Origin of the sequence: Nonomuraea longispora (assembly GCF_004348345.1) — a bacterium.
GTDB lineage: Bacteria > Actinomycetota > Actinomycetes > Streptosporangiales > Streptosporangiaceae > Nonomuraea > Nonomuraea longispora.
In genome coordinates this window covers 1-5334 of the sequence record NZ_SMJZ01000333.1, presented here as the reverse complement: position 1 = coordinate 5334, position 5334 = coordinate 1, and the positions used below count along the sequence as shown (strand labels likewise).

The following is a 5334-nucleotide window of genomic DNA, read 5'->3' as shown; positions in this document are numbered from 1 at the left end:
GCCCGCGCCCGGCTCATCCCGCTCTCCGTGGCAGGCGCGTTCCACACCGTCCACATGGCCGCGGCGGTCGAGAGCCTGCGCGAGGCCGCGACGAACGTCACGCCCGCCGACCCGAAGGTCACGCTGCTGTCCAACTTCGACGGCCGACCGGTCGCCAGCGGCGCCGAGTTCGTCGAGCGGCTGGTCCAGCAGGTCAGCAGCCCCGTCAGATGGGGCGCCTGCATGGAGACCATGGCCGGTCTCGGCATCACCGGGATGATCGAGCTGCTGCCCGGCGGCACGCTGACCGGTCTGGCCAAGCGCGGCATGCGCGGCGTGCGGACCGTCGCGCTGAAGACCCCCGACGACCTCGACAGGGCCAGGGAGCTGATCGCGTGAAAATTCCTGATATCGCCCCTGGCGGCAGGGTGCTCGCCTTCGGCCACTACCAGCCGGCCAACGTGGTCACCAACGACGACCTGGCCAAGTCCATGGCAACCGACGACGACTGGATCCGCTCCAGGGTCGGCATCAAGGAGCGCAGGATCGCGCCCGACGGCGAGTCCCTGGAGGACATGGCCACCATCGCCGGCGGCAAGGCGCTGGCCGCGAGCGGGCTGTCGCCGGAAGACGTCGACCTCGTCATCGTCGCCACCTGCACGCTCGAGACCCAGATCCCCAACGCCTCCGCCATCGTGGCCCACCGGCTGGGCATCGAGTCGCCCGGCGCTTTCGACGTCAACGCCGCCTGCGCCGGCTTCTGCTACGCCCTCGGCACCGCCAGCGCCGCGGTGCGCGCGGGGTCGGCCAGGAACGTGCTGGTCATCGGCGCGGAGAAGTTGTCACAGTGGATCGACTGGACCGACAGGTCCACCGCCGTGATCTTCGCCGACGGCGCGGGGGCCGCGGTGGTGGCCCCGTCGGAGACGCCCGGCATCGGCCCTGTGGTATGGGGCAGCGCCGGCGACAAATCCGAGGCCATCAGCATCAAGGATCGCACCGACTACCTCCGCCAGGAGGGCCAGACGGTGTTCCGCTGGGCCACCACCGCGCTGCATCCGGTGGCGCTCGAAGCCTGCTCGCGGGCGGGTGTCGACCCGTCCGAACTGGCGGCATTCGTCCCCCATCAGGCCAACCTGCGCATCATCGAGGCCATCGCCCGTAAGCTGGGCGCCGACCAGGCCGTCATCGCGCGCGACATCGTCACGTCGGGCAACACCTCGGCCGCCTCCATCCCTCTCGCGCTCTCGCGCATGGTGGAACGCGGTGAGGTCCGCACGGGCGATCTCGCGCTGGTGCTCGGCTTCGGCGCCGGCCTGACCTACGCGGGCCAAGTGATCGAGATTCCGTAGGATCGGGCACGGTCTGCACCGTGCCACCCAGAGAAAGACTTGTGCGGCGCGGCCGTACAGATTCCAGGAAACCAAAGGAGAAACAGCGACATGGCTGCCACCGAGCAGGACATCCTCCAGGGCCTCGGCAAGATCATTAACGAGATCACCGGCATCCCGGCGTCCGAGGTGACCCCCGAGAAGAGCTTCGTGGACGACCTCGACATCGACTCCCTGTCCATGGTCGAGATCGCCGTGGCCGCCCAGGACGAGTTCGGCGTCGAGATCCCCGACGACCAGCTCAAGAACCTGAAGACGGTCAAGGACGTCCTCACCTTCATCCAGAACTGAGCCTCAACACCCGATCCGACCAGTACTGATCAGCAAGGGAGCGCGAAACGTGAGTGCGAACCGGGTACGTGTCGTCGTCACCGGGCTCGGCGCGACGACGCCCGTCGGTGGGGACGTCACCTCGACCTGGACGGCGCTCCTCGCCGGTCAGTCGGGCGTAAAGGCTCTCACCACGGACTGGATCGACACCGTCCCCGTGAAGTTCGCGGGGACGGCCGCGGTCGACCCCGCCGAGGTGCTGCCGCGGCCCGAGGCCCGCCGCCTCGACCGCAGCGAGCAGTTCGCGATGGTCGCCTCGCGGGAGGCCTGGCAGGACGCCGGCTCTCCCGAGGTGCCGCCGGAGCGGCTCGGCGTCGTGGTCTCCAGCGGCATCGGAGGCATCAACACCACGCTGTCCGCCTACGACACCTACCGCGAGCGCGGCTGGAACCGGCTGTCGCCCTTCACCGTGCCGATGCTCATGCCCAACGGCCCGGCCGCCTGGATCGGGCTCGACCTGGGCGCCCAGGCGGGTGTGCACGCCACGGTGTCGGCGTGCGCGTCCGGCGCCGAGGCCATCGGCCACGCGATGGACATGATCAGGGTGGGCCGCGCCGACGTCGTGGTCGCCGGGGGCACCGAGGCCGCCATCCACGGCCTCAACATCGCCGCCTTCGCGGCCGCGCGGGCCATGTCCACCCGCAACGACGACCCGGCGGGCGCCTCGCGGCCGTGGGACCGCGGCCGCGACGGGTTCGTGCTCGGCGAAGGCGCCGGCATCGTCGTGCTGGAGTCGGAGGAGCACGCCAGGGCGCGGGGGGCGCACATCTACGCCTACTGCTCCGGCGTCGGCTACTCCGCCGACGCGCACCACATCACGCAGCCCGAGCCCGACGGCCGGGGCATCATCATGGCGATGACGCAGGCGCTCACCGACGCCGGCGTCACCGGTCACGACATCAAGCACGTCAACGCCCACGCCACCTCGACGCCCGCGGGCGACGTCGGCGAGGTGCAGGCCGTGGCCAAGGCCATCGGCACCCACCCGCTGGTGACGTCGACCAAGTCCATGACCGGGCACCTGCTCGGCGGCGCGGGCGGCATCGAGTCGGTCTTCACGATCAAGGCACTGCAGGAGCGGGTCGTTCCCGCCACGATCAACATCGACGACCTCGACGACGGCATCGAGGTCGACATCGTCCACGGCAAGAACCGCACGCTGCCCGACGGCGACGTGGCCGCGGTCAACAACTCGTTCGGATTCGGCGGGCACAACGTGACCGTCGTCTTTAAGGGGGCATAAAGTGACCGTCCTCGACAACCGGGTGGTGACGTCCGGCTCCGATCAGGAGCCTGCCGATCCCCGCGATCCCGTCGCCCGCCTCACCGCGCTGCTCGACGAGGGCTCGCTACGACTCATCACCCCGCAGGACAACAGCGGCATGCTCGCCGCCATGGGGCGCGTCGAAGGCGTCCCCGTCGTCGCCTTCTGCAGCGACGCCCGCTTCCAGGGCGGCGCCATGGGCAGTGAAGGCTGCGAGCACATCGTGCACGCCTACGACGTGGCCGTGCGCGAACGCGTGCCCGTCATCGGCATCTGGCACTGCGGCGGCGCCCGCATCCCCGACGGCGTCGAGTCGCTGCACGCCGTCGGCCGGGTCTTCGCCGCCATGACCAAGGCATCCGGCGTCGTGCCGCAGATCTCCGTGGTCGTCGGCGCCGCCGCGGGCGGCGCCGCCTACGGCCCCGCTCTCACCGACCTGGTCATCCTGGCCGACTCCGGCCGCATCTTCGTCACCGGCCCCGACGTGGTCCGCAGCGTCACCGGCGAAGACGTCGACAGCGCCGCCCTGGGCGGCCCTGACCCCCACAGCAAGCGCAGCGGCGTGGCGCACATCGTCACCAAAACCGAGACCGACGCCTACCTCAAGGCGCGCCAGCTCGCCACGCTGCTCGGCCACCAGGGCCGGCTGCGCACGGGAGAGATCGAGGAAGTGGACTTCTCCACCCTGCTTCCCGACTCCGCTCGCCGCGCCTACGACGTCAAGCCGCTGGTCAACGGCCTGCTCGACGAGCCCGGCCTGGAGCTGCACCCCAAGTGGGCACCCAACATCGTCACCTCGCTCGGCCGGCTCGGCGGCCGGACGGTCGGGGTCATCGCCAACAACCCGATGCGACTCGGTGGCTGCCTCGACGCCACGTCCGCCGAGAAAGCCGCCCGCTTCGTACGCATGTGTGACGCTTTCGGCGTGCCGTTGGTTGTCCTGGTGGACGTACCCGGTTACCTGCCGGGCGTCGGCCAGGAACACGACGGCGTCGTCCGCCGGGGAGCCAAGCTGCTGCACGCCTTCGCCGAGGCGTCGGTGCCCCGGGTCACGCTGATCACCCGCAAGGCCTACGGCGGAGCGTACATCGCGATGAACTCCCGCGCCCTGGGCGCCACCAAGGTCTTCGCCTGGCCCACCACCGAGGTCGCCGTGATGGGGGCCGTCGCGGCGGTGCGCGTCATCAAGCGGCGCGAGCTGGCCGCCGCGCCCGAGCACGAGCGGCCCGCACTGGAAGAGCGGCTGGCCGCCGAGCACCAGAAGCTCGCCGGCGGCCTGACCAGGGCGCAAGAGTTGGGCGTCATCGACGAGGTGATCAAGCCCGAGGAGACCCGCGGCGCGATCGCCAAGCTCCTCGCCCAGGCCACCCCGGCCCGCGGCGCCCACGGCAACATCCCGCTGTAACCGCCGGCCACAGCCGGCAACGCAAAGGCCCCGCACCGGTCCCGGTGCGGGGCCTTTGCGTTGCCGGGCAGCGGAGTCCGGCCGTGGGGCGCTGCTCGTGCCGAGCGGGAGGTGTCAGACGGCGGCGTGCAGCCAGCGGACAGGAGCGCCGTCCCCGGCATAGCGGAACGGCTCCAACTCCTCGTCCCACGGCCTGCCCAGCATCTTGTCGAGCTCGTCCTCCAGCACGCACCGCCCCTCGGCGGCCATCATCATCGCGGCGCGCAGCCGCTCTTCGGGGATCATGATGTCGCCTGAGGCGCCGATCACCGCCGTGAAGGCGCCGAGCGTCGGCGTGTAGGCGTGCCGGGACCCGTCGACACCCGGCGAGGCGTCCTCGGTGATCTCGAATCTGAGCCGCTGCCAGCCCATGAGCGAGGAGGCGATGGCCGCGGCGACGCCGGGCCTGCCCTCCCATTCCGCCTGCGCACGCACGACGTTGGGCGCGGCGGGTTGCGGAGTCCACGTCAGGTCTACGGGCACGCCGAGGACACCCGCGACTGCCCATTCGATGTGCGGGCACAGCGCGGGCTGAGCCGAGTGGACGTAAAGGACGCCACGAGCAGACACCGGACCTCCCATTCGGTACGAGGTGCGCCTTCCCCAACGGCCTCGTCCCGGGATGATCACAAGTGACTAGGGAGAGACTACCGTCGGTCGCCATCACGCACCAGTGGGGGGCCATACCAACTTGGTGGGCGAGTCGCATGTGACAGCGGGCCGCGCGAGGAAAGATACGGGCTCATGGACATGCAATCTGTCGGCGACGCCTATATCCGGCCAGGTCAGGTCCTGACCGACCGGTCGGCGCTGTCCGCCGCGTCGCGCTGGACCCAGGCAGTCTCGGAGGCGGACGGTGTCTGCGTCATCCATCTGTCTCCCGGCGCCGACCCCTGCGAGGTCACCGCCGAACTCCGCGACGAGGG

Annotated in this window: 6 protein-coding genes and 1 pseudogene; 6 read left to right on the top strand and 1 reads right to left on the bottom strand. The window is 70.6% G+C overall.

Features of this window, described 5'->3' with window-relative positions; translation table 11 throughout:
- From E1267_RS42355 to E1267_RS42335, 5 genes are all read left to right on the top strand, one after another.
- On the top strand, positions 1 to 378 hold a 378-nt coding region (locus E1267_RS42355; protein WP_132341756.1), incomplete at its 5' end, for an ACP S-malonyltransferase.
- Positions 375 to 1331: a beta-ketoacyl-ACP synthase III gene (locus E1267_RS42350; protein WP_132341754.1), complete on the top strand. Its 957-nt coding sequence runs from the start codon at positions 375 to 377 to the stop codon at positions 1329 to 1331. The genes E1267_RS42355 and E1267_RS42350, both read left to right, overlap by 4 nt.
- Before the next feature lie 90 nt (positions 1332 to 1421).
- Entirely contained in the window at positions 1422 to 1661 is a 240-nt protein-coding gene (locus tag E1267_RS42345; protein ID WP_132341752.1) for an acyl carrier protein, read from the top strand.
- Positions 1662 to 1710: 49 nt separating this feature from the next.
- On the top strand, positions 1711 to 2943 hold the full coding sequence (gene fabF / locus E1267_RS42340) for a beta-ketoacyl-ACP synthase II (protein WP_132341750.1): 1233 nt from the start codon (positions 1711 to 1713) through the stop codon (positions 2941 to 2943).
- Between the two features lies 1 nt (position 2944).
- The gene (locus E1267_RS42335; RefSeq protein WP_132341748.1) at positions 2945 to 4369 is read left to right on the top strand and encodes an acyl-CoA carboxylase subunit beta; all 1425 of its coding nucleotides are present in this window, start codon (positions 2945 to 2947) and stop codon (positions 4367 to 4369) included.
- A gap of 114 nt (positions 4370 to 4483) precedes the next feature.
- Here E1267_RS42335 and E1267_RS42330 read toward each other — a convergent pair whose 3' ends face one another.
- A complete protein-coding gene (locus E1267_RS42330; RefSeq protein WP_212746292.1) occupies positions 4484 to 4978 on the bottom strand; it encodes a DUF3145 domain-containing protein in 495 nt (164 codons plus the stop codon).
- A 174-nt stretch (positions 4979 to 5152) separates the two neighbouring features.
- Here E1267_RS42330 and E1267_RS42325 point away from each other — a divergent pair.
- Positions 5153 to 5334: pseudogene (locus E1267_RS42325) on the top strand (S8 family peptidase); the annotation flags it as partial.